The sequence below is a fragment of the Ruegeria sp. AB7 genome, assembly GCF_056542625.1.
Genome location: NZ_JBQGAC010000007.1, coordinates 145,265 through 162,832 on the forward strand (window position 1 = coordinate 145,265; position 17,568 = coordinate 162,832).

Genomic DNA, 17,568 nt, shown 5'->3' on the forward strand with positions numbered 1-17,568 from the left:
TGCAAAAGTAAATCGTTCAGTTTACATATGGGTGAGCGAGGCATTTGTAAACAAGTCTTTTTACTTTTGGGGCGGAATCCGTGAAACGGACTGAAAAAAAACGGAAAGATATCATCGACGCGGCTATCGATGAATTCAAAGAGCAGGGTTTTCTGGGGGCGAAGACCACTTCCATCGCCAAGAAAGCGAACGTATCGAGTCGTACGCTCTACAATCACTTTGAAAGCAAAGAGGCGCTGTTCGACGCGATCTCAGAGATCATGTTGGAGCAAAACTGGAGCATGGAGACGGTGTCCTACAACCCAGATCGAGACTTCGTTGAGCAATTGAAGGACGCACTGTGGCGGTACATCGCGGTCATAACTGATGAGACGGCCATCGGGCTAAATCGCATGGTCTTGTCGGAGCTGATCCGCGACCTTGACCGGTCCCGAAAGTTTTTCACAGAGACCGAAACCCACGATTACCCGATGACACGGTTGATCGGCGAAGCCATGGACGCAGGTGTGATCCGCAAAGCCAATCCGGTTTTTGCGACCAGCCAGCTTCTGGCGCTGGTGAAGAACTTCTTCTTCTGGCCGGAGTTCTTCCTTGGCGAGAACCCGACGCCCAAAGACGTGTTGGACGATTGCATCACGATGTTTTTAACGCACTACAAAGCGGAAGTTTGATCGGTGATCACGAACGGCAAGAAAGCCCGCGTCCTGCCAATTCGTCGATAATTCAGGGAACGTCTGGTGGGGTTCAGCCTACCACTCGTCATTTTCGCACCTTGAAATTCCCAACAAAGATGGTTGCGATGGTTGTGATCGTCGCTACGAAAATCCCGATGCCAGCGATTGTGAAGATCATCGTGAAGACCTTGCCGCCCGGAGTGGTTGGGTAAACGTCCCCGTAGCCAACCGTGGACATCGTGATCACCGAGAAATACGCGGCATCCAGTATGCTCCAACCCTCAACAAGCACGTAAAACGTGCTGCTCACAACAACCAGTGAGGCTGACATGGCCAGGAGATGGAGGGATCGGCCGTCGAAGATTGCTGCCGCCAATGCCCGAAACAGGTTGAAATAGTTAAGCAGGAAGTTACCCATTGCGCCAACGACCTAGGTCGATGTGCGAAGGTAACTCAGTTTCCTGTCCGTCCTTCTCCTGCCTGCTTTTCAACCATTTCCGGATGTCGGCAAAATCGAAATAGATACCGAGAATGCTGGGAAACACAAAGATCACCAGCAGCGTCGAGGCCAGGAGACCAAAGGCCACGGCGGCTACAAGCGGGACGAGAACTTGTGCCTGTGGGCTGGTTTCGAACAGCATCGGCAAGAGGCCCGCAAAGGTGGTGGCAAAGGACAGGATGACCGGTCGAAACCGATGCCGGACGGCTTCCACCGCAGCTGTCAGATAATCGTCCCCTTCGATCTCAGCCTCAAAGAAAGTCAAAAACAGAATGGCGTTGTTCACCACAATCCCAGCGAGGGAGGCAAAGCCGATAAAGCTGGGCATGGAAATATCGAGACCCATCGCATAGTGGCCCAGGATCGTGCCAATCAGCGCGAAGGGGATGCTCAGCATCACCATGAAGGGTAGCGTGTAGCTGTGAAACTGGAAGGCAAGGATCAGGTAAACGCCCACAAGTCCCATGAGCAGGGCACTGGAAATCGAAGACTGTGTTTTTTGCTGCTCTTCTGTCGCGCCGCCGATCCCGATGCGCACGCTGGGATATTGCATTTGCAACTTTGGACCGATTTCGTCAGTGATCAACGCCGAGAGGGCTGTCGAGGTGGTGGCCGAACGGTCAATCTTCCCAATGATGCGGGACACGGCCTGACCGTTCTTGCGGGTGATCTGCGCGTAAGCCCCTGTCAGCTCAATCTCGGCAACAGATGCGAGGGCCATCTGTTGCCCTCCGGCGACTGTGATGGGGAATTGCTCCAGATCCGCCAGCGTTGGTACCGTGTCCCCCAACTCGACGCGCACGCTGATCTCCGAGTTTTGCTGGCGGAAGCTGTCGGTCTCTGTGCCGGAAAAGGCCGCGCGTAGTTGCCCTGCAACCGCTTGTGGCGTCAGACCGCTGACATATCCGAACTCGGTCAGCGAGAGCCGGATCTCTGTGCGGCCTTTTGCGAAATCCTGATACGCCTCGGTCACATCGTCTCGCAGGATCAGCGTTTCCAGCAGGGCATTGCTGGCAGCTTCCAAGGCCTCCAGATCTCGTGAGGTGAGCTCCACATCCAGATCATCCCCACCCGGGCCCGCTGCGATCTGGGTAAAGTTGATCTGCACGATATCCGGCATCGGGCCGGTTGCCTGTTTCCAATGGGTCAGAACTTCATTCGCGCTGATGTTGCGGAGATCACTTTCCAACAGATCTGCAGTGACTGTCGCAGTGTAGGGCCCGTTGTCCTTGACGTCCTGATTGACCGAATACTGCACAAGCACACGCTCAACCAATGGCTGCCCATCTTCTGTGTTGGGCGTGAGTTCTCGGTCGATCTGTTTGAGGCCAGCCATAATCTGGTCAACTGTGTCGCGGGTCCGCTCGATGGGCAGGCCGGAGGACAAAGCAAACCGGACCTCAACGGTATCCCCCTCGGTCTCTGGAAACCCGACCACCTTAACCAAACCGGAAGCCAGAAACCCGATGCTCAGGATCAGGATCGCGAAGACCGTACCCAATGTGGCATAACGCCATCGCAGTAAAGCAGCCGCCGTAGGGATGATGACGCGGTCCCTGATATGATCGAGCCATCTTGGCACAGCCCGCTGGGCGTTTTTCTCAGGATCAGATTGCGTATGGCCCATATGGTTGGGCAGGATGAGAAAGGCCTCCACCAGGCTGGTGATCATGGTCAACAGAAGCACAATCGGGATGACCTGAAGGACCTTGCCGGTCTCTCCAGACAGAAACATCAGGGGCCCAAAGACACAGGCGGTGGTCAGGAACGATGATATGACGCCGGGCATGACCTCCGTCGCGCCTTTGACGGCGGCTTCCTTTGCCCCGAGCTTGCGCCGCCATTTTGCGATGTTGTCGGCAATGACAATGCTGTCATCCATGATGAGGCCAATCGCCATCAGCAATCCGATCAATGAGATGGTGTTGATCGTGACCCCAACCAAGCTCATCAGGAAAATGCCGCCCAGGAAGGAAAACGGCAGCGAGAAGGAAATCCAGATCGCCTCTGACAGGGAAAAGAACAGGCACATGACCAGCACGACCAGCAAGAGGCTTTGAACGGCGTTACTGAGAACAAGGTTGATCCGGGTTTCCACGGTTTCGGTCAGATTGTTCACAACTGAGATGCGAAACGGGTCCGGGAATCGTGCTCTTTCTATGGCGATCCGATCCGCAACCTGCGCAAAGGCTTTGATGGCATCGTCGGTCTTGGTCTTGCTGACCTGAATAATCGCTGCGCGATCTCCATCGATGTAGGATTGCAGTTCAGGCGTCACCTCTGTCAAGTGCACTTGGGCCACGTCCAGCAAGCGCACCATGCCCCCATCCGGGTTTTCCAGCAGGATGAGGTTTTCCAGATCATCAATCGAGCGACGCGCATCGAAATAGCGCAGGGTTACGTCACGCCCGGTGGTGGAAACGGTCCCCAGTGGCGCGCGCAGGCTGCGGGCCTCAACCGCATCGGCAACGTCCTTGGGACTAACTCCAAAACGGCGCAGGGCAAGCTGGTCAAAGGAAATCAGATATTCCGCGTCCGAGATACCGGTGACTTCGGCAGTTGCGATCATAGGCAGGGCCGCAAGATCATCCGCAAAGGCATCCGCGTATTGGATCAGTGCGCCTTGCGTGTCGATCCCCGAAACGGCGATGGACGCGATAACCTCGGTTTGTCCGAGGATCGAAACAGAAGGAAGCTCTGCCTCATCGGGCAGGTCATTGATGCTGGAGACTTCAGAAGAAATATCGTTGTAGAACTGACCAATGTCGCCGCTTTCTGCCATTGTCAGCGTTGCCGTGGCCAGATTTTCCACGGACAGGCATTCAAAGTCTTCCAGATCGTTAACAGCGCCGAGGGCATCATCGAGGACAAGGCAAACCTGTTCATCCACATCGCTGGCCGAGGCACCGGGATATTCGACGGAGACAGCGACTTCGCTCGCCGTGAACTCGGGAAAGCTCTCGCGCTCCATTTGCAGCAGGGATGAGATTCCCACAAAGCAAACCGCCAACAAAACCAGGTTTGCAGCAATCGGGTGATGTGCAAAATACCGGATCATGAGCCCTGACCTGTCCCGGTGTCCAGTGGCTCAAGGAGCATCCCAAGTACGGCGGGCCTTGGGTCGGACAGAACGATCTGATCACCCGGCATCAGCCCTGAAACAACGACAACAAACCCATCCTGTACGGAGCCAGTCTCAATTGAGCGTCGCTCCAGCCGCGACTGATCATCAATGGTATAGACAAAGCTACCATCGCCGTCGGTATGAATGGCGGATCGCGGCAGGCGCAGCGCGGTGACGGGTTCCGGCGCTGATAAGCGCACCTCTACAAACATGCCATTGGTCAATGGCGGGCCACGCCGGTCCGGATCAGGTCCACCGGGGTTCTCGATCCGGACCACCAGCCCAACAGTCCCGGTGGTTGGATCTGCGCTGCCGTCAAAACGGACGAGCTCAGCGGGCCAGACATAATCTTCGCCACCTGTCGACATCACCACCTCTGCGCGCAGGTCAAACCTTTTGAGCAAGGCAAAGGCGTCGGCCAGATTGAGGTCGGGGTTTGCCTCCAGAGGGCGGATACCATCCAGAACGGTAAACAGGTTGCCCAGCATTCGGGTCTGGAATTCCGCTGTGACCTCTGAGGCTGCGGTGGTTTCGAGTGTGGCAAGGGTGTCACCGAGGCGGATGAATTGCCCCGGTGACACCGATTTGGCGACCACGCGTCCTACGAGGGGAGTCTTGACGGACGTGTTCGCCAACGCGCGCTGTGCTTCTTCGATTTCCACAATGCGCGTGTTAATTGTCGCTTCGAGGGATGCGCGTTGTGCCGGCAATAGCCGCAAAGCGTTTTCAAGATTCAGAACCAGCTTTTCCTGCGACAACAGATCCCGGATGGCTGTGTCCACAACGGCCTGCGACGCGCTTCCGCGTTGCAACAAGGTTTCCTGCCGTGACAACTCGGCCTGTCGCACGTCTTTGATCCGACTTTCGAGCGCGATCGAGGCTTTGGTGTTGGCTTCCGTCGCCTCCAACTCATCCAATGCCGCCTGCGCGGTGTCTCGTGCAGCGCTCGCACGGGACAGGCCGATCTCGTAATCGCGCGGGTCAATCCGAATGATCTCCATGCCCGCCCGCAAAACACTGCCAACCGTCAGGTTGTCGTCAACAAAAACCGCGCGCCCCTGTACCTGTGAGATGGCCTGCCAGGTGTCTTCGGCGACAACCCGGCCATACCCGGACGCAGAGGGCACCGCTTCGGTAGGGGCCAGTGTCATGGCGCGCACGACCGTCACGGTCTCCGCCGGAGGTGTCTGGGCCGTTTCGTTCGGACGAGTCATCCACATGAAGGCACCGACGCCAAGCGCGATTGGAGGCAGGAAAAGCAAGGGACGAAGATTCATGGCAGACCATTCCTCATGTCAGACGTGTCGGTGCAGTGTGATCGGCTGTGGTTTCAGGCGACCCCGGCGGCTTGAGCGCGTTCAGCTTTGGATATCCGCGGCTTGAAGGCCGCCATGAGCATTTCTGTGATCAGCGGGATCACGTTGGACATCCCGACCAGTTTTTCTCTGTTCTCCAGCGCGATGAAGGTTTCGCTTAGTTTGCCATCAGGGATCGATACCTGCGCCAATTCAAGAAGCTGGGGCATCATCGGCACAAGAAAAACAAAAGCGTTGATGGTCAGGAAAGCCGTCATCGCCAGTTTGATCCGCATCCACCAGGCGCGTTCGTTGAATCCGAAGAACAGGATCAGGTCGATCAGGATCTTCAGACCCAGACCCGGAAGGATCAGGATGTAGGCACTTTGCAGTTTATAGTCATAGATGAACGCCGCCGTTTCGGGCGTCGGGTGTGCGTTGATCGCGCCAATGACAATGTGAGACAGGATACCGCCCACATACATGATGGTGCCGATCTCGGCGATGAAGGAGAGAAGCTTTTTCATGATATGTTTGCCTGCAACTACGCGTTAACGGAACTCAAACGCCTCAGTGTGAATCTTGCGGCGAGGCACGCCTGCCGCTTTGAGGTCCTTCATGATCCCATCGACCATGGGTTTGGGGCCGCACATGAAGTATTCATAACTGTCCAGTGGATCGGGCAGTTTTTGCTTCATCATATCGACGCGGGCAAAATTGCCTTCATCCGAGAACAACGGCACCAGAGTGACGTTGCCCAACCGTCCAGCGTGGTCCCGAAGCTCATCCAGAAAAATGGCGTCTTGTGCTTCGCGCGCGGCATAAACGAGATGAATCTGACGCTTGTCATCGGGTTGCATCGCACGGATTTTTGACAGGAACGGTGTCAGGCCGATGCCACCTGCCAACCAGATCTGTTTATCCCCCGCATTTGCCGCATCGAAACGGCCATACGGTCCGCGCACCTTTACATCCACACCAGGTTGCAACTCTTCACGGACCTTCCTGGTCCAGTCTCCCAGCACCTTCATGGTAAAGCGCAATCGGTCTTCGCCTGGCGCGCTGGAAATTGTAAAGGGATGGGGTTCGCTCCACCCTTTGCCAGCGATTTCAACAAAGGCGAACTGGCCCGGTTTGAACTCCAGAGACTGACCGGCTGGCTTCAACACAACCTCAGTTGCCCGTTCCAGTGGGTTCACCGCCTCGATGCTGAAGGGAACAGCCGTGCGCCGGTTCATGCCAAACACCGAGTAAAGCATTGAGAGAATGCCCACGATTCCGGCCGCCAGAAGCATAAGGCCAGAGGGGCTGAATTGAGCGACAAAGACGGGCGGGGCTGTGAAGAAGTGGCCAAAGACGAGAATATAGACCATTCCCATGATCTTGTGCGTGGGCCGCCAGAAGGAATAGCGGATCTTTCGGTTCAGTGCGATGAAGAGCCCGATCACCAGAAAGATCAGGCTCAACATGCCAAGTGGGGCCGATGGAACCAGCGCGTTCAAGGCCGGATCAGCGCCCTCAGGCAGGGCTTTTGGGACGCCGAAGAAATGTACCAGCGCAAACAAGGCGGCCAATACGCCGACAATGCGATGCACCTGATACATCCGGTCCAACCCGCCAAACCAGTCCTCGAAAATGGGCGCGCGCGTGGACAGGACGATCGAACATGTCATCAAGAGAAAGGCGATGCCACCCAGAAACGTCGTCCCTGTTGTCCTCGAACTGTGCTCCTCGGGCGCAAAACCCAGATGCAGGACTGCAAATAGCGCAATCAAGCCAATGATCGCAAAAATACCGTGCCGTTTGAGCATGTCATCAACTCCCCCTAACGGTTCAACTCATCAAAGATCGGGATCAAGGGCGGCGCGCAGGGCTACCATCACAGGAAACCCGTCAAGGAACTCTCGCTCTGTCAGGATGGCGTCACCGTTCAGGTCCGCGCGCTGGAAATCGAAATTCATCGACTGACGGTGCTCTGTCTTGCTGATCTCTCCGTTTCCATCCCGGTCGCGGAAGGCAAAGATGATCCTCAGAGCCGTCTCGTAAGCATCGACCCGATCGCGATCTTCAGCAACCGATGCCATGCCGTAATCCCAGGCCAAATACTCTTCGAGAGAGATCTTGCCGCTGTCATCACTGTCCATCGAGACAAACACATCCGTCCCGAAATTGGTGAACTCGCCCATATCGATGAACCCGCGATCTGCACTGTCGACAGAGGCAAAAGCAAGTTCCGCAAGCCTGCGGCCTTCATTCTCGTCTGCTGCGACAGTCATTGGAGTGGCAAAGAACATGCAAAATGACAGGGCGGCCAGTTTTTTGGTCATGGCGAAAGCCTTTCGAATAATCCGACTCAAAGGTATGCTTGACTTGTAATCGCAATACTTGCAGATACAAGAATTGTAAATGCAAAACATATGCAACACTTGTACGCTGCAAGCTTCGGGGTTATTGCCATGATCAGGGGTGCATTCCTGATGACGCAGATCAAAAGTACAAAGCACATTCGGGAAGGGAGTTTCGGCTTCCTGATCCAAACGCTTGCGCGCGACATAGATACGAAAATGAAGCTTGCGCTGCAGGAGGTCGATGTTGACATCAAAATCTTCGCAAACCTGATGTTGTTGGCAGATGAAGACGGCATCAATCAGCGATCACTCGGTCAGAAGCTGAATTTCCCCGAGTACTTTACCAGCCGAAATGTGGACGCGTTGGTCGAAGCAGGGTTTGCAGAGCGTCGCCCTGACCCCAGCAGCCGACGATCGTTTCTGATCTATCTGACGGAAGCCGGCCGCAAGAAGGCGTCGGAACTACCCCGGATCGTGAAACAGGTGAATGACGATGTTCTCGCAGACCTATCTGCAGATGAACGCAAGCAGGTCATTAAACTGCTGCAAAAAACTGCGGGGATTGTGCCGAGAAAAAATGAATGAGCATATAGCTCATTATTCAAACAAGTTCTCGGACGAGTACTCCACTCAGATTGCAAGAGTTTTGCTAGGACATTTTTGAGTTTCGACCAAACGGAGGTATTCGCGTTTTAGCCGAAGTTTCCCAACTATACGCTCAGCCTCCTAAGTCAGTGCGGCAATCTGAACAGGGCTCAAGCAAAAATCGCATGAGAACTAGCATTTCGGGCCTGTTGCCGCCGAATGTACCTGAGCCCGAGGGGAAAATAGCATCAAAGTACAACGATTTGGGTGAGCGGTGCCGACGGCAACAGGTTACACCAACCCAATGAGTCGGGTTGGCAGGTGGCTAGAAACTATTAGGCCGAAGCTGCCTCGCAGGTCCCGTGATCTTCGAAGAGTTCAGATCCATGCACGGAAAGCTGGTAGGTCATATCTTCCGTGTTCAGTGCGAGTGTCCAAACGTCCTCGCCATTGATATGCAGGAATGTCACCCCATTCAGCGCGTGCAAAACCGTGGCATCACCGGAAGTCGCATGAAATACGACATGCCCCATCTCGCCCTCTGCGGGAAGTTCGGCAGTGATCTGTTGACCATCAACTGCGGATACACAAGTGAACACTTTCTGTTCTTTGGCAACTGCAAAATTGGCGATCAGGACTAAGCCTGTAGTGAGTAAGGATACTTTCATTTCCGGTCCCAAGTCTAAGTGTTTGATTAGCTTAAGAGGTGCAACGCCGTGTTCGGCTCGATTCGGTTGTTACCGAGCGTTGGCGACGGAGCTCTGCCCTCTGAAGACGAATGGCATCGGTCTCAGTGAATTGATCGTGGTCACCTGCGCCGACAACATTCGAATGATCGCAATAGTCGGGGATGCTGATACGAATTCTTTGCCCCCGAAGAGGCTTTTTAAGAAACGACCACATATTCATTTGACCAATCCCGAGCTACTTTGAATGTGTCGCGGATATACGTGCCTGTTTTATGGGCACACAGGGGGAACCAGGCTTGGTTTTCGTCAAAACTCTAATGCGGCTTTTTGAGGGTGTTGGTAACTATTTGTTTCCCATTGGAAAATGCGAAAACGCAAAACAATAGCCTTATTTCAATACGTTACGTCAACGTGGCGCAAGACTTTAGGCTTCGCGGCGATCCTAACTAGCGCCAGTATTAAGGCTGCCAGAACACCATTCGACAAACAAGGGCCCACCGCCCGTCAACGCTCCCATTCGCTATCAGTTTGGTCTCCGGTAGCTAATCGCAATTAGCTACCGGCAAACAATGCTGCTCTATCGAGTATAAACCGCAGTCAACTTTGCTGTGGCAATGGTGTGGAAGTGCGTCATAAACCCGATCAAAGCTGGAGTTGCGTCTTCATCAACATCCAGCGTTTCGACATTCAATGCGTGTACACGAAATTCGTAACGGTGAACCTCGCCGGGCGGCGGGCACGCTCCACCAAAGCTCTTTTCACCGAAGTCATTGCGCGCCTGAATTGTGCCTGCAGGCATACCGGTTTCTGTTCCAACCCCGGTGTTCAAAGAGGACACGTCAGCGGGGATGTTGAACGCAACCCAATGCCACCAGCCAGAGCCTGTTGGCGCGTCTGGGTCAAAGCATGTCAGGACAAAACTCTTTGCCCCTTCTGGTGCGCCGTTCCAGGTGAGTTGGGGAGAAAGGTTGTCACCATTTCCGCCAAAGACGTTCAGCTCGTGTTTCTTTCCAAGGCTTTCACCTTCAGCAATGTCAGTGCTGGTCAGCACAAAAGACGGGGTGTTGTTGGGGATGTCTTGTTCTTTTTCACTCATTAGACCATGCCTATTCACTGTCTGTCGGCAATCGCTTTCACGAAGCCAATGTTAAGAATTAGTCCAGCCGCCCGGAGATCCGGGCGACTGGAGCCGTGAGTGGCTTAGCGCGTGTAGACAGCTGTGATTTCAGCTGAACCCAGAGAGTTCGCGCCGGTCATGAAGCCCACCAGAGCAGCGCTGGCATTCTCGTCGAGGCCGAGGCTTTCAACGCCCAGGGCGTGAATGGTGAACTTGTAGCGGTGTACTTCGCCCGGAGGAGGACATGCGCCGCCAAAGCCGGTGACTCCAAAGTCAGTACGGCTCTGGACTGCGCCGTCAGGCATGTTGCCGCCTTCGGAACCTGCGCCTTGGGCCAGCGCATTCACATCTGCCGGGATGTCAAAGGCAACCCAATGCCACCAGCCGGAGCCAGTCGGCGCGTCTGGGTCGTATGCAGTGACGACAAAGCTCTTGGTGCCTTCGGGAGCGTTGCTCCATTCCAGTGCGGGCGAGATGCTGTCGCCCTCACAACCAAAGGCGTTCAAGACGAATGTGTTGTCGAGCTGCTGCCCTTCGGCGATGTCAGGGCTGGACAGGGTGAAAGCTTCGTCTGCAAAAGCCGGGGTAACGAGGGAAGCAACCAGTGCAACCGTTGTGATCAGGTGTTTCATTTTCGATCTCCATCAGAAGTATTTCGGATGATCGTTATGTGCCACTCTGGCCGCTCCTTTTATCTCCGGAATCGATCAAGATTTTACGCTTTTCGCTCAAGTTGAGCCTCAGACGCCCTTAGTTTTCCCGGTGTGATATCGAATCGTGCTTTGAATGCTTCGCTAAGGCGCGATTGAGAGCTGAACCCGCATTCAAAAGCGATCTCGGCCAATGAATGCTGTGTTGTTTGAATGCGCATCAGCGCAAATGACAGACGGACATCGCGCAGCATTTCGGTGAACCCGGTGCCTTCCTTGCTGAGCGTCCGGCGCAATGTGGCTTCGCTCATACCAAGCTCTCGGGCGGCTTGCGGAGCCTTCCAACTGCGCTCCAGGTCACCCTCAAAGAGCATCCGCAATCGATCCTTCAGACCTTCACAACAGTGAATTCGGTGCGCGGCACCCTGCAGCTGCAGCCACATGAGCAATTCCTGCGTTCGATAAGATAAGATGCCATCACTGAGATCGGGATCATCCAGGCTTGCGACAACGCGCGAGAAGGCGTCGTTGAAGCGGTTCGGCATGATCCCTTTTCTGACTTCGCGCGCAGTGCTTGGGTTTGGATGCAGTTGCAGGAAATCAGAGATAACGCTGTCGTCAATCACCAGGCCTTCCGAGAAGTAGAGGCCAGTATCACCGATGATATTCCCGATCGTCAGGTTTTCGCCACGGCGCAGATAGACAAACTCGCCTTGTTCAACTGTTGTCTCAGCACCCGTAAAAGTCCGGACTGTTTTCCGCCCGGAGCGGATACGCAGGATGCAGGTTTTGGAGATGTGGAGTTGATGAAAATCGGCGCTGCAGCGTTGACGGAATTCGACATACCCCACAGGCCGGTTCGCCATATGTGTCTCGGGCAGATGTGAACCGTCCATTCGGATATCTCCTTGCAGCGCAAACTGCCTTTTATTCGTACACTGATATCTCGACCAGGTTCTGATCTGGATCGCGCAGATACACGGACTTGATGGGTCCGGTTGCGCCTGTGCGCGCAACGATACCTTCTTCAATCTCGACGCCACAGTTTTCGAGATGCGCAACAACTTCAGCGATCGGGACAGCCGAGATCAGGCAAAAATCGCCGCTACCCGGTGTCGGTGTCAGGGATTTGGGCTCAAATTCGTTGCCATGTTGGTGAAGGTTGATCTTTTGCGCCCCAAACGAGAGCGCTTTGCGCCCACCCGCAAACTCCGTCACCACCATTCCCAGAACCTTTGAATAGAAATCGCAGGTTGCATCGATCGAGGCGACTGTCAGGACGAAATGATCCACGCGATCAATTTGCATTGCTAGGTCTCCATACTTTTGCAGACAAAATAGGTGTTTGCCCTCGTCCTAAACCATTGATCAATGACGACAGACCCCATCTCAATCCCAGATGCCGGGATTAAGAGACCTCGGGGAACTCACTGGTCAGATGGACCATGAGCGATCTAATGGGCCGCGACAGTGCTTCAGCATCACGCACGGCCACCTTCAATGTGCGTTCAGCCCAGCTATCCGCCACAGGGGCCATCCGCAGGTTAGAGGCCGTCAGGTACGGCTCCACGGCTCCAAGCGGTAATATCGCGATGCCAAGACCCGCTTCGACCATGCGTCGCACTCCATCGAAGCTGAGGACTTCAACCCGTGTTCTCAGCTCCAACTCCTGCTCTGCGGCGCGCTTCTCGATGAAGGCCTGCAGAGAGCTTCCCTTCTGAAGGCCGACAAGATCATGTGTTGAGAATTCGTTGAACGAAACTGGCCCATCTGTCCCAAGCGGATGACCTTTCGGCGTCAGGACAACAAGCGTATCCCTGCGATAGGTGAACACGTCGAGATCCGGGTTTGGGATCATGCCGGAGAAAATGCCGACATCTGCAATACCATCGCGCACGGCCATCACAATTTCATCTGACGTTTGCTCGGTGAGATCGATCCGCATATCGGGATGATCAGCTACAAACAATGCCAAATCCTCGGGCAAAAACTGTGTAATCGCAGACGTATTGGCCGCGATCCGCACAGTTCCACGCAAGCCTTGCGCAAAGTCGCACATATGATCGTCGATACGATCTAACAGACGCTGCAGGTCTTTGGCATGGCGAAGCATTTCTTCGCCCGCTGGTGTCAGGGACACACCTTTTTGCTGTCTGTAAAAAAGAGCCGTGCCAACCTGGGCTTCAAAATCGGATATCCGCTTGCTGATGGCTGAAGCGGCGATGTTTTCAGCTGCAGCAGCTTGCGCAATGCTCTTCGACGTGGCGACGGCCACGAAGAGTTCGAGGGTTACAAGATCAAATCTTTTCCGCATGGCTCGCATACTCACTTATCTCAATGAGATTGCCGTCCGGATCGTACAAATACAGCGAGAGGATTGTGCCTTGTGCGCCGACGCGCTCCACCGGTCCTTCTTCTATGCGGAGACCTATCTCTTTTAATCGGGATTCTACATCAGAAAGGCCTTGCTCGACCAGCAAACAAATATTTGCAGACCAAGACCTTCCAGCATTATTGGGCGGCCCATAGTGCCGGTTGTTGGGCTGAAGGTTGAGCTTGCAGCGCCCGAACGTCGCTTCGATACGGCCATCATCCAACCGGTTGATCGCCATGCAAAGCCCGCCGCCATAAAAGGCGACGGACTTTTCGATGTCGGCGCAAGTGATCACTGCGTGATCCAGTGCTGCCCACGCGATACGATGTCGCTTCCCCATCAGAACAGGCTTGGCAGGATCAAGACGATCTGCGGGAAGAACAGCACCAGCAGGATGGTTGCAAGGATCGGGATCAGGAACGGCAGGACTGATAGAACGACCTTTTCAAACCGCATTCCCGTGATCGGAACCAGAATATAGAGGACTGTTCCGAACGGCGGCGTTATCACCCCAACCGATAGTGTGATGACCATGAACACACCGAAAAACAGCGGTTCCACTCCCGATGCGGCGACGGCCGGGACCAAAATAGGTGTCAGGATCAACACACTTTCGATCACCGACATGAAGCAGCCGACCAGGACGAAGAACACCATCAGGATCAGCAGAAGGATAGTCGTGTGCATATCCATGGCGACCAGACCGGCAGCTAAAGCTTGCGGCACCTGCAGGCGCACCAGCAGCCAGCCATAGAACCCTGAAATCGCGATAATCAGCAGAATGACGGCACTGAACTCCATGCTTTGCACAAAGACCTGGAACAGCTCTTTGATCTTTACATCGCGGTAGACAAACACACCGAGCGCGATCGCGTAGGCACAGGCCACCGCTCCGGCTTCGGTCGGTGAGAATATGCCACTCCATATGCCTCCCACGATGATTAACGGTGTCAGCATCGGAAGCACGGCTCGGTGGCCGGTTTCAAACACCTCTCGCGCAGTTGGCAGCGGGCGCGTCGGCATGTCGATCTTGTAAGACATGATGAACGTCGTCGCCATCAACAGCACAGCCATCAGCACACCAGGTACAAAGCCCGCAAGAAATAGATCTCCGACGCTCACATCCGCTTGCCAGCCGTAGACAAGCATGGCGACGCTTGGCGGAATGATCGGCCCGATCACGCTGGATGCAGCCGTTATGCCCGTGCTGTACTTAAGGTCGTACCCTTTTTCCCGCATGGCCCGGATTTCCAACGCGCCAAGGCCTGCAGCGTCAGCGGACGCTGTGCCAGACATGCCGGCGAAAATCATTGAGGCTACCACATTCACGTGCCCCAGCCCCCCACGCACAAACCCGACCATGACATTGGCAAAATCGAAAATCCGTGTCGTCGCGCTGCCTCGGTTGAGCAGGTTTGCTGCAAGGATGAAGAGCGGGATTGCCAACAGTGGGAAACTGTTGAGCGTCTGCGTAATCTTCAGAGACATCAGCTCCACTGGTAAGCCACCGGACGCGGATGTCATCGCCAAGGCGAGAAGACAGGTTGCCCCTAGCGCCACAAAGACTGGCAGACCCAACGCCATGAAAAAGATCAGGCCACCAACAAATGGTAAGAAGATTTCCATGATCTCTACCCTTCCTGTTTTGGCTTGCCGAAAAATTCACCGGCAAGACGGAGAAGGGATGCAAAGACCATGCCTGCGAAGGCGAGCAGCAGTCCCCCATAGTAAATCGAAAAACTCATTGAGAGAGCCGTTGTGCGGTTGTTGGCGCTCCGCTGCATCATCTCGGCGGCTCCCCATGCAGCAAGCACGAGGAATACAATCGACAGGATTTGCAGAAAGAACGCATAGCGCGAATGCCAGACGCCTTTTATGGCCATAGGCACCAGCTCAACGGCGATGTGGGCCCCGCGAGACCACGCGCCGATCGAGGCGAAGGCCACAGCGTAGATCGTGATCAGCGTGGCGATTTCTTCGAGCCACGGAACGGGAAAGCGAATGACATCGCGCGACAGGATCGACAGGACCAGCAATCCAACAAGCCCCATCAGCATGATGCCCGAGAACAGATCTGTGATCTGCACCAACTTCTTTTCGACACGTCCCACATTGCGTGTCGGGATCGCCGCAGCGTCCGTGTTTTCATATTCAAGCTGCATGTGGTTTCCCCCTGCGCTTACAAAAAAACGCCCGCCATGAAGACGGGCGTCCAGTTTCAGGGAGGTTACGAATTTGCTGCGATCGCGTTTTGCACGTCTTCGATCACACCGTCAGCCAGCGATGACATTGCATTGTCGATAGCGGGCTGTGCCTTGGCCTTGAACGCCGCCACATCAGGCTCAACCACGGTCATACCTTTTTTCTTGAGCTCTTCGAGATAGAACACATCCTTCTGTGCTTCGACAGCAGTGCCTTCAGTACGCGCAATCTCGACGGCCGCACGGACGACGGCCTGGTCTTCTTCGGACAGGCCTGAGAACCAGGAGTTCGATGCAACCCAATGCCAAGGGAAATGCACGTGGCCGGTCATGATGAGATGTGATTGCACCTCATAGAGCTTGCGCGAGAATGGCGAGACGAGAGAGTTCTCGTGGCCATCGACCTGACCGGTCTGCATTGCAAGGTAAATCTCCGTAGCGGGCACAACGACAGTTTGCGCGCCCAGACCGCTCCATACATCGACCCAGACAGGAATGCTCGGCAGACGCAGCCGGAACCCGTCGAGGTCGTCTGGTGTCGTAATGGCCTTGTTCGAGGTCATATGGCGCGGTGCGCGCATCTGTGCGCCCATCTCTACGATACCACCCTGATCGATGCCGCGCTGCTGCAAAGCCTTGCCAGAGTCACTGGCCATGAAGGCTTCGACAGCCGCGCCGTTCGGGAACAGGAACGGGATCGAGATCGGATCATAGTCAGGTGCGTACTGAGCGCGCCAGTTGCCACCTGTCAGTGAGATCTGGGTCTCACCGATGTTCAGCAGTTCCAGGACGGCATTTTCACCGCCGAGCTGGCCACTCAAGAACGGAACAACCTCAAATCGGTCCGGAGCCAGCTCCTCAAGCGCGGCCTTGAAGCGCGTGATACCGGCTTCTTCTGAGCCGCCCGGTTTCATGGTCGTATTGACCTGAATGGTGATCTTGTTTTGCGCGAGAGCAGGCGTTGCCAATGCAGCTGTAGCCGTCGCTGCAGCAAGAGTTTTGAGCGCAGTGCGTCGTGTGAATTTCATGGTTTCCTCCCGAGAATTCTATGGTCTCAGGAGGATCAGGCGAAACCTGTTATCTGCCCAGAATTGGTTCGATAACGGAGCCATCGCGTTTCGCGATGAACGTAAGCTTTGTTTTATTAGGGACTTTTGGAGCTGATCAGGATTGCCTCATTCATGCCAGACTAAAGCACGGCCCCGATGATCAATTGATCCCGTTGGCCTGCTGTAACTCTCGAATGTAGGCCGTGATCATTTTAACATCGCCGCGTGTGAGACCATCAATTGGCGGCATATTCCCAAAAGGCCAGTGGTGGCTTCTCACTCCCATGGCAGCCGCCCGCTGGAAGCTTTCGTCGCTATGGTGACTTGGCTCGTAGATCCTGTGTACCAGAGGTGGCGCCAGGCCATCTTGACCGACCGCGTTAAGACCATGGCACGCCGCACAGTTTGCCTCAAACCCTCGCTTACCAATTTGAGCGTTTGAAGACAAAGTGTCAGGCAAGACAATTTCCACCAATGCTCCGCCCGGCGGAGCAACTTCAGAATGTTCCTCCGGCGTTGAACCTTTGCTCGTCCACAATGTGTAACCAATGATACCAACCCCGAGGGCTGCAGCGACTAAGATGATAGATTTCATAGTTTCTCTTTGATATTACCGCATACTGACTGGCTACGTCTTCCAGCCAGTGGAAGGTCAAGAGGTTTTGCCTTGTGAATTTTCACAGCGGGCAATGGCATCGTTTAACCATGAGACGTTCATCTTTGCCGCGCCAAAGGCTTGGTCGTACTCTTCAAAAACGGCAGCGCTATGGTGGCCTATGCTATACCAACCTCGGCCATCTTCTGGATCTCTTCGAAATTCATCGAACCCATACGTACCGTCTGGGCGCAGAAAAATGTCCACGCAAATTCTATCCCCATCCAAGTTGATTGAGCGAATGACTTTGTTCGTGTGAGCCATTTTAGTCTCCCCGTTCAGGTTAGGTTTGCCGGGTTCATAAAACC

Annotated in this window: 20 protein-coding genes; 2 read left to right on the top strand and 18 right to left on the bottom strand. The window is 54.7% G+C overall.

The window, feature by feature from the left end; genetic code table 11:
- Positions 1-80 precede the first annotated feature (80 nt).
- Positions 81-671, top strand: coding sequence for a TetR/AcrR family transcriptional regulator (locus ACR0EN_RS17530; protein ID WP_480588023.1), 591 nt, complete (start codon positions 81-83; stop codon positions 669-671).
- An 88-nt stretch (positions 672-759) separates the two neighbouring features.
- On the opposite strand, the gene ACR0EN_RS17535 is transcribed toward ACR0EN_RS17530, so the two are convergent.
- Genes ACR0EN_RS17535 through ACR0EN_RS17560 form a run of 6 tightly spaced genes read right to left on the bottom strand, consistent with a single transcriptional unit; the run spans position 760 to position 7,919 of the window.
- Positions 760-1,092 carry an ion channel gene (locus ACR0EN_RS17535; protein WP_480588025.1) on the bottom strand — a complete coding sequence of 111 codons (333 nt, stop codon included), beginning with the start codon at positions 1,090-1,092 and terminating at the stop codon, positions 760-762.
- Complete coding sequence (locus ACR0EN_RS17540) at positions 1,085-4,231, bottom strand: efflux RND transporter permease subunit (protein ID WP_480588027.1); 3,147 nt, start codon at positions 4,229-4,231, stop codon at positions 1,085-1,087. The genes ACR0EN_RS17535 and ACR0EN_RS17540 overlap by 8 nt, the downstream gene beginning before the upstream one ends.
- Positions 4,228-5,574, bottom strand: coding sequence for an efflux RND transporter periplasmic adaptor subunit (locus ACR0EN_RS17545; RefSeq protein WP_480588029.1), 1,347 nt, complete (start codon positions 5,572-5,574; stop codon positions 4,228-4,230). Before ACR0EN_RS17545 ends, ACR0EN_RS17540 begins: the two co-directional genes overlap by 4 nt.
- 53 nt (positions 5,575-5,627) lie before the next feature.
- Positions 5,628-6,119: an enoyl-CoA hydratase gene (locus tag ACR0EN_RS17550; protein WP_480588031.1), complete on the bottom strand. Its 492-nt coding sequence runs from the start codon at positions 6,117-6,119 to the stop codon at positions 5,628-5,630.
- A gap of 24 nt (positions 6,120-6,143) precedes the next feature.
- Positions 6,144-7,403: a ferredoxin reductase family protein gene (locus tag ACR0EN_RS17555; RefSeq protein WP_480588033.1), complete on the bottom strand. Its 1,260-nt coding sequence runs from the start codon at positions 7,401-7,403 to the stop codon at positions 6,144-6,146.
- 30 nt (positions 7,404-7,433) lie between these two features.
- Entirely contained in the window at positions 7,434-7,919 is a 486-nt protein-coding gene (locus tag ACR0EN_RS17560) for an EF-hand domain-containing protein (RefSeq protein ID WP_480588035.1), read from the bottom strand.
- Between the two features lie 150 nt (positions 7,920-8,069).
- Here ACR0EN_RS17560 and ACR0EN_RS17565 point away from each other — a divergent pair, with 150 nt between their 5' ends.
- Entirely contained in the window at positions 8,070-8,525 is a 456-nt protein-coding gene (locus ACR0EN_RS17565; protein WP_480588037.1) for a MarR family winged helix-turn-helix transcriptional regulator, read from the top strand.
- A gap of 335 nt (positions 8,526-8,860) precedes the next feature.
- On the opposite strand, the gene ACR0EN_RS17570 is transcribed toward ACR0EN_RS17565, so the two are convergent.
- The 12 genes from ACR0EN_RS17570 to ACR0EN_RS17625 all read right to left on the bottom strand — a co-directional run bounded on the left by ACR0EN_RS17570 (position 8,861) and on the right by ACR0EN_RS17625 (position 17,524).
- Entirely contained in the window at positions 8,861-9,193 is a 333-nt protein-coding gene (locus ACR0EN_RS17570; RefSeq protein ID WP_480588039.1) for a hypothetical protein, read from the bottom strand.
- A 598-nt stretch (positions 9,194-9,791) separates the two neighbouring features.
- Positions 9,792-10,310: a YbhB/YbcL family Raf kinase inhibitor-like protein gene (locus ACR0EN_RS17575; RefSeq protein WP_480588041.1), complete on the bottom strand. Its 519-nt coding sequence runs from the start codon at positions 10,308-10,310 to the stop codon at positions 9,792-9,794.
- Positions 10,311-10,414: 104 nt separating this feature from the next.
- Positions 10,415-10,963 (bottom strand): kinase inhibitor, encoded by a 549-nt coding sequence (locus tag ACR0EN_RS17580; protein ID WP_480588043.1) that lies wholly within the window; start codon positions 10,961-10,963, stop codon positions 10,415-10,417.
- Positions 10,964-11,046: 83 nt separating this feature from the next.
- A complete protein-coding gene (locus ACR0EN_RS17585; protein ID WP_480588045.1) occupies positions 11,047-11,877 on the bottom strand; it encodes a helix-turn-helix transcriptional regulator in 831 nt (276 codons plus the stop codon).
- Between the two features lie 31 nt (positions 11,878-11,908).
- Positions 11,909-12,289: a VOC family protein gene (locus ACR0EN_RS17590; RefSeq protein WP_480588047.1), complete on the bottom strand. Its 381-nt coding sequence runs from the start codon at positions 12,287-12,289 to the stop codon at positions 11,909-11,911.
- A gap of 100 nt (positions 12,290-12,389) precedes the next feature.
- Complete coding sequence (locus tag ACR0EN_RS17595) at positions 12,390-13,295, bottom strand: LysR substrate-binding domain-containing protein (protein ID WP_480588049.1); 906 nt, start codon at positions 13,293-13,295, stop codon at positions 12,390-12,392.
- A complete protein-coding gene (locus tag ACR0EN_RS17600) occupies positions 13,279-13,695 on the bottom strand; it encodes a VOC family protein (RefSeq protein WP_480588051.1) in 417 nt (138 codons plus the stop codon). The genes ACR0EN_RS17595 and ACR0EN_RS17600 overlap by 17 nt, the downstream gene beginning before the upstream one ends.
- Complete coding sequence (locus ACR0EN_RS17605) at positions 13,695-14,981, bottom strand: TRAP transporter large permease (RefSeq protein WP_480588053.1); 1,287 nt, start codon at positions 14,979-14,981, stop codon at positions 13,695-13,697. Before ACR0EN_RS17605 ends, ACR0EN_RS17600 begins: the two co-directional genes overlap by 1 nt.
- A 5-nt stretch (positions 14,982-14,986) precedes the next feature.
- The gene (locus ACR0EN_RS17610; protein WP_480588055.1) at positions 14,987-15,517 is read right to left on the bottom strand and encodes a TRAP transporter small permease; all 531 of its coding nucleotides are present in this window, start codon (positions 15,515-15,517) and stop codon (positions 14,987-14,989) included.
- A 65-nt stretch (positions 15,518-15,582) separates the two neighbouring features.
- Positions 15,583-16,584, bottom strand: coding sequence for a TRAP transporter substrate-binding protein (locus tag ACR0EN_RS17615; protein ID WP_480588057.1), 1,002 nt, complete (start codon positions 16,582-16,584; stop codon positions 15,583-15,585).
- A 181-nt stretch (positions 16,585-16,765) separates the two neighbouring features.
- Positions 16,766-17,200, bottom strand: a complete 435-nt coding sequence (locus ACR0EN_RS17620; RefSeq protein WP_480588059.1) for a c-type cytochrome — start codon at positions 17,198-17,200, stop codon at positions 16,766-16,768.
- Between the two features lie 57 nt (positions 17,201-17,257).
- Positions 17,258-17,524: a hypothetical protein gene (locus ACR0EN_RS17625; RefSeq protein ID WP_480588061.1), complete on the bottom strand. Its 267-nt coding sequence runs from the start codon at positions 17,522-17,524 to the stop codon at positions 17,258-17,260.
- Positions 17,525-17,568: the final 44 nt, after the last annotated feature.

What these genes read in the sequence shown, in the direction of transcription:
- ACR0EN_RS17605 (WP_480588053.1), bottom strand. Translation starts at nt 14,981, where the DNA reads ATGGAAATCTTCTTACCATTTGTTGGTGGCCTGATCTTTTTCATGGCG.
- ACR0EN_RS17580 (WP_480588043.1), bottom strand. Translation starts at nt 10,963, where the DNA reads ATGAAACACCTGATCACAACGGTTGCACTGGTTGCTTCCCTCGTTACC.
- ACR0EN_RS17620 (WP_480588059.1), bottom strand. Translation starts at nt 17,200, where the DNA reads ATGAAATCTATCATCTTAGTCGCTGCAGCCCTCGGGGTTGGTATCATT.
- ACR0EN_RS17570 (WP_480588039.1), bottom strand. Translation starts at nt 9,193, where the DNA reads ATGAAAGTATCCTTACTCACTACAGGCTTAGTCCTGATCGCCAATTTT.
- ACR0EN_RS17545 (WP_480588029.1), bottom strand. Translation starts at nt 5,574, where the DNA reads ATGAATCTTCGTCCCTTGCTTTTCCTGCCTCCAATCGCGCTTGGCGTC.
- ACR0EN_RS17595 (WP_480588049.1), bottom strand. Translation starts at nt 13,295, where the DNA reads ATGCGGAAAAGATTTGATCTTGTAACCCTCGAACTCTTCGTGGCCGTC.
- ACR0EN_RS17555 (WP_480588033.1), bottom strand. Translation starts at nt 7,403, where the DNA reads ATGCTCAAACGGCACGGTATTTTTGCGATCATTGGCTTGATTGCGCTA.
- ACR0EN_RS17585 (WP_480588045.1), bottom strand. Translation starts at nt 11,877, where the DNA reads ATGGACGGTTCACATCTGCCCGAGACACATATGGCGAACCGGCCTGTG.
- ACR0EN_RS17550 (WP_480588031.1), bottom strand. Translation starts at nt 6,119, where the DNA reads ATGAAAAAGCTTCTCTCCTTCATCGCCGAGATCGGCACCATCATGTAT.
- ACR0EN_RS17615 (WP_480588057.1), bottom strand. Translation starts at nt 16,584, where the DNA reads ATGAAATTCACACGACGCACTGCGCTCAAAACTCTTGCTGCAGCGACG.
- ACR0EN_RS17565 (WP_480588037.1), top strand. Translation starts at nt 8,070, where the DNA reads ATGACGCAGATCAAAAGTACAAAGCACATTCGGGAAGGGAGTTTCGGC.
- ACR0EN_RS17540 (WP_480588027.1), bottom strand. Translation starts at nt 4,231, where the DNA reads ATGATCCGGTATTTTGCACATCACCCGATTGCTGCAAACCTGGTTTTG.
- ACR0EN_RS17610 (WP_480588055.1), bottom strand. Translation starts at nt 15,517, where the DNA reads ATGCAGCTTGAATATGAAAACACGGACGCTGCGGCGATCCCGACACGC.
- ACR0EN_RS17560 (WP_480588035.1), bottom strand. Translation starts at nt 7,919, where the DNA reads ATGACCAAAAAACTGGCCGCCCTGTCATTTTGCATGTTCTTTGCCACT.
- ACR0EN_RS17600 (WP_480588051.1), bottom strand. Translation starts at nt 13,695, where the DNA reads ATGGGGAAGCGACATCGTATCGCGTGGGCAGCACTGGATCACGCAGTG.
- ACR0EN_RS17575 (WP_480588041.1), bottom strand. Translation starts at nt 10,310, where the DNA reads ATGAGTGAAAAAGAACAAGACATCCCCAACAACACCCCGTCTTTTGTG.
- ACR0EN_RS17590 (WP_480588047.1), bottom strand. Translation starts at nt 12,289, where the DNA reads ATGCAAATTGATCGCGTGGATCATTTCGTCCTGACAGTCGCCTCGATC.
- ACR0EN_RS17625 (WP_480588061.1), bottom strand. Translation starts at nt 17,524, where the DNA reads ATGGCTCACACGAACAAAGTCATTCGCTCAATCAACTTGGATGGGGAT.
- ACR0EN_RS17535 (WP_480588025.1), bottom strand. Translation starts at nt 1,092, where the DNA reads ATGGGTAACTTCCTGCTTAACTATTTCAACCTGTTTCGGGCATTGGCG.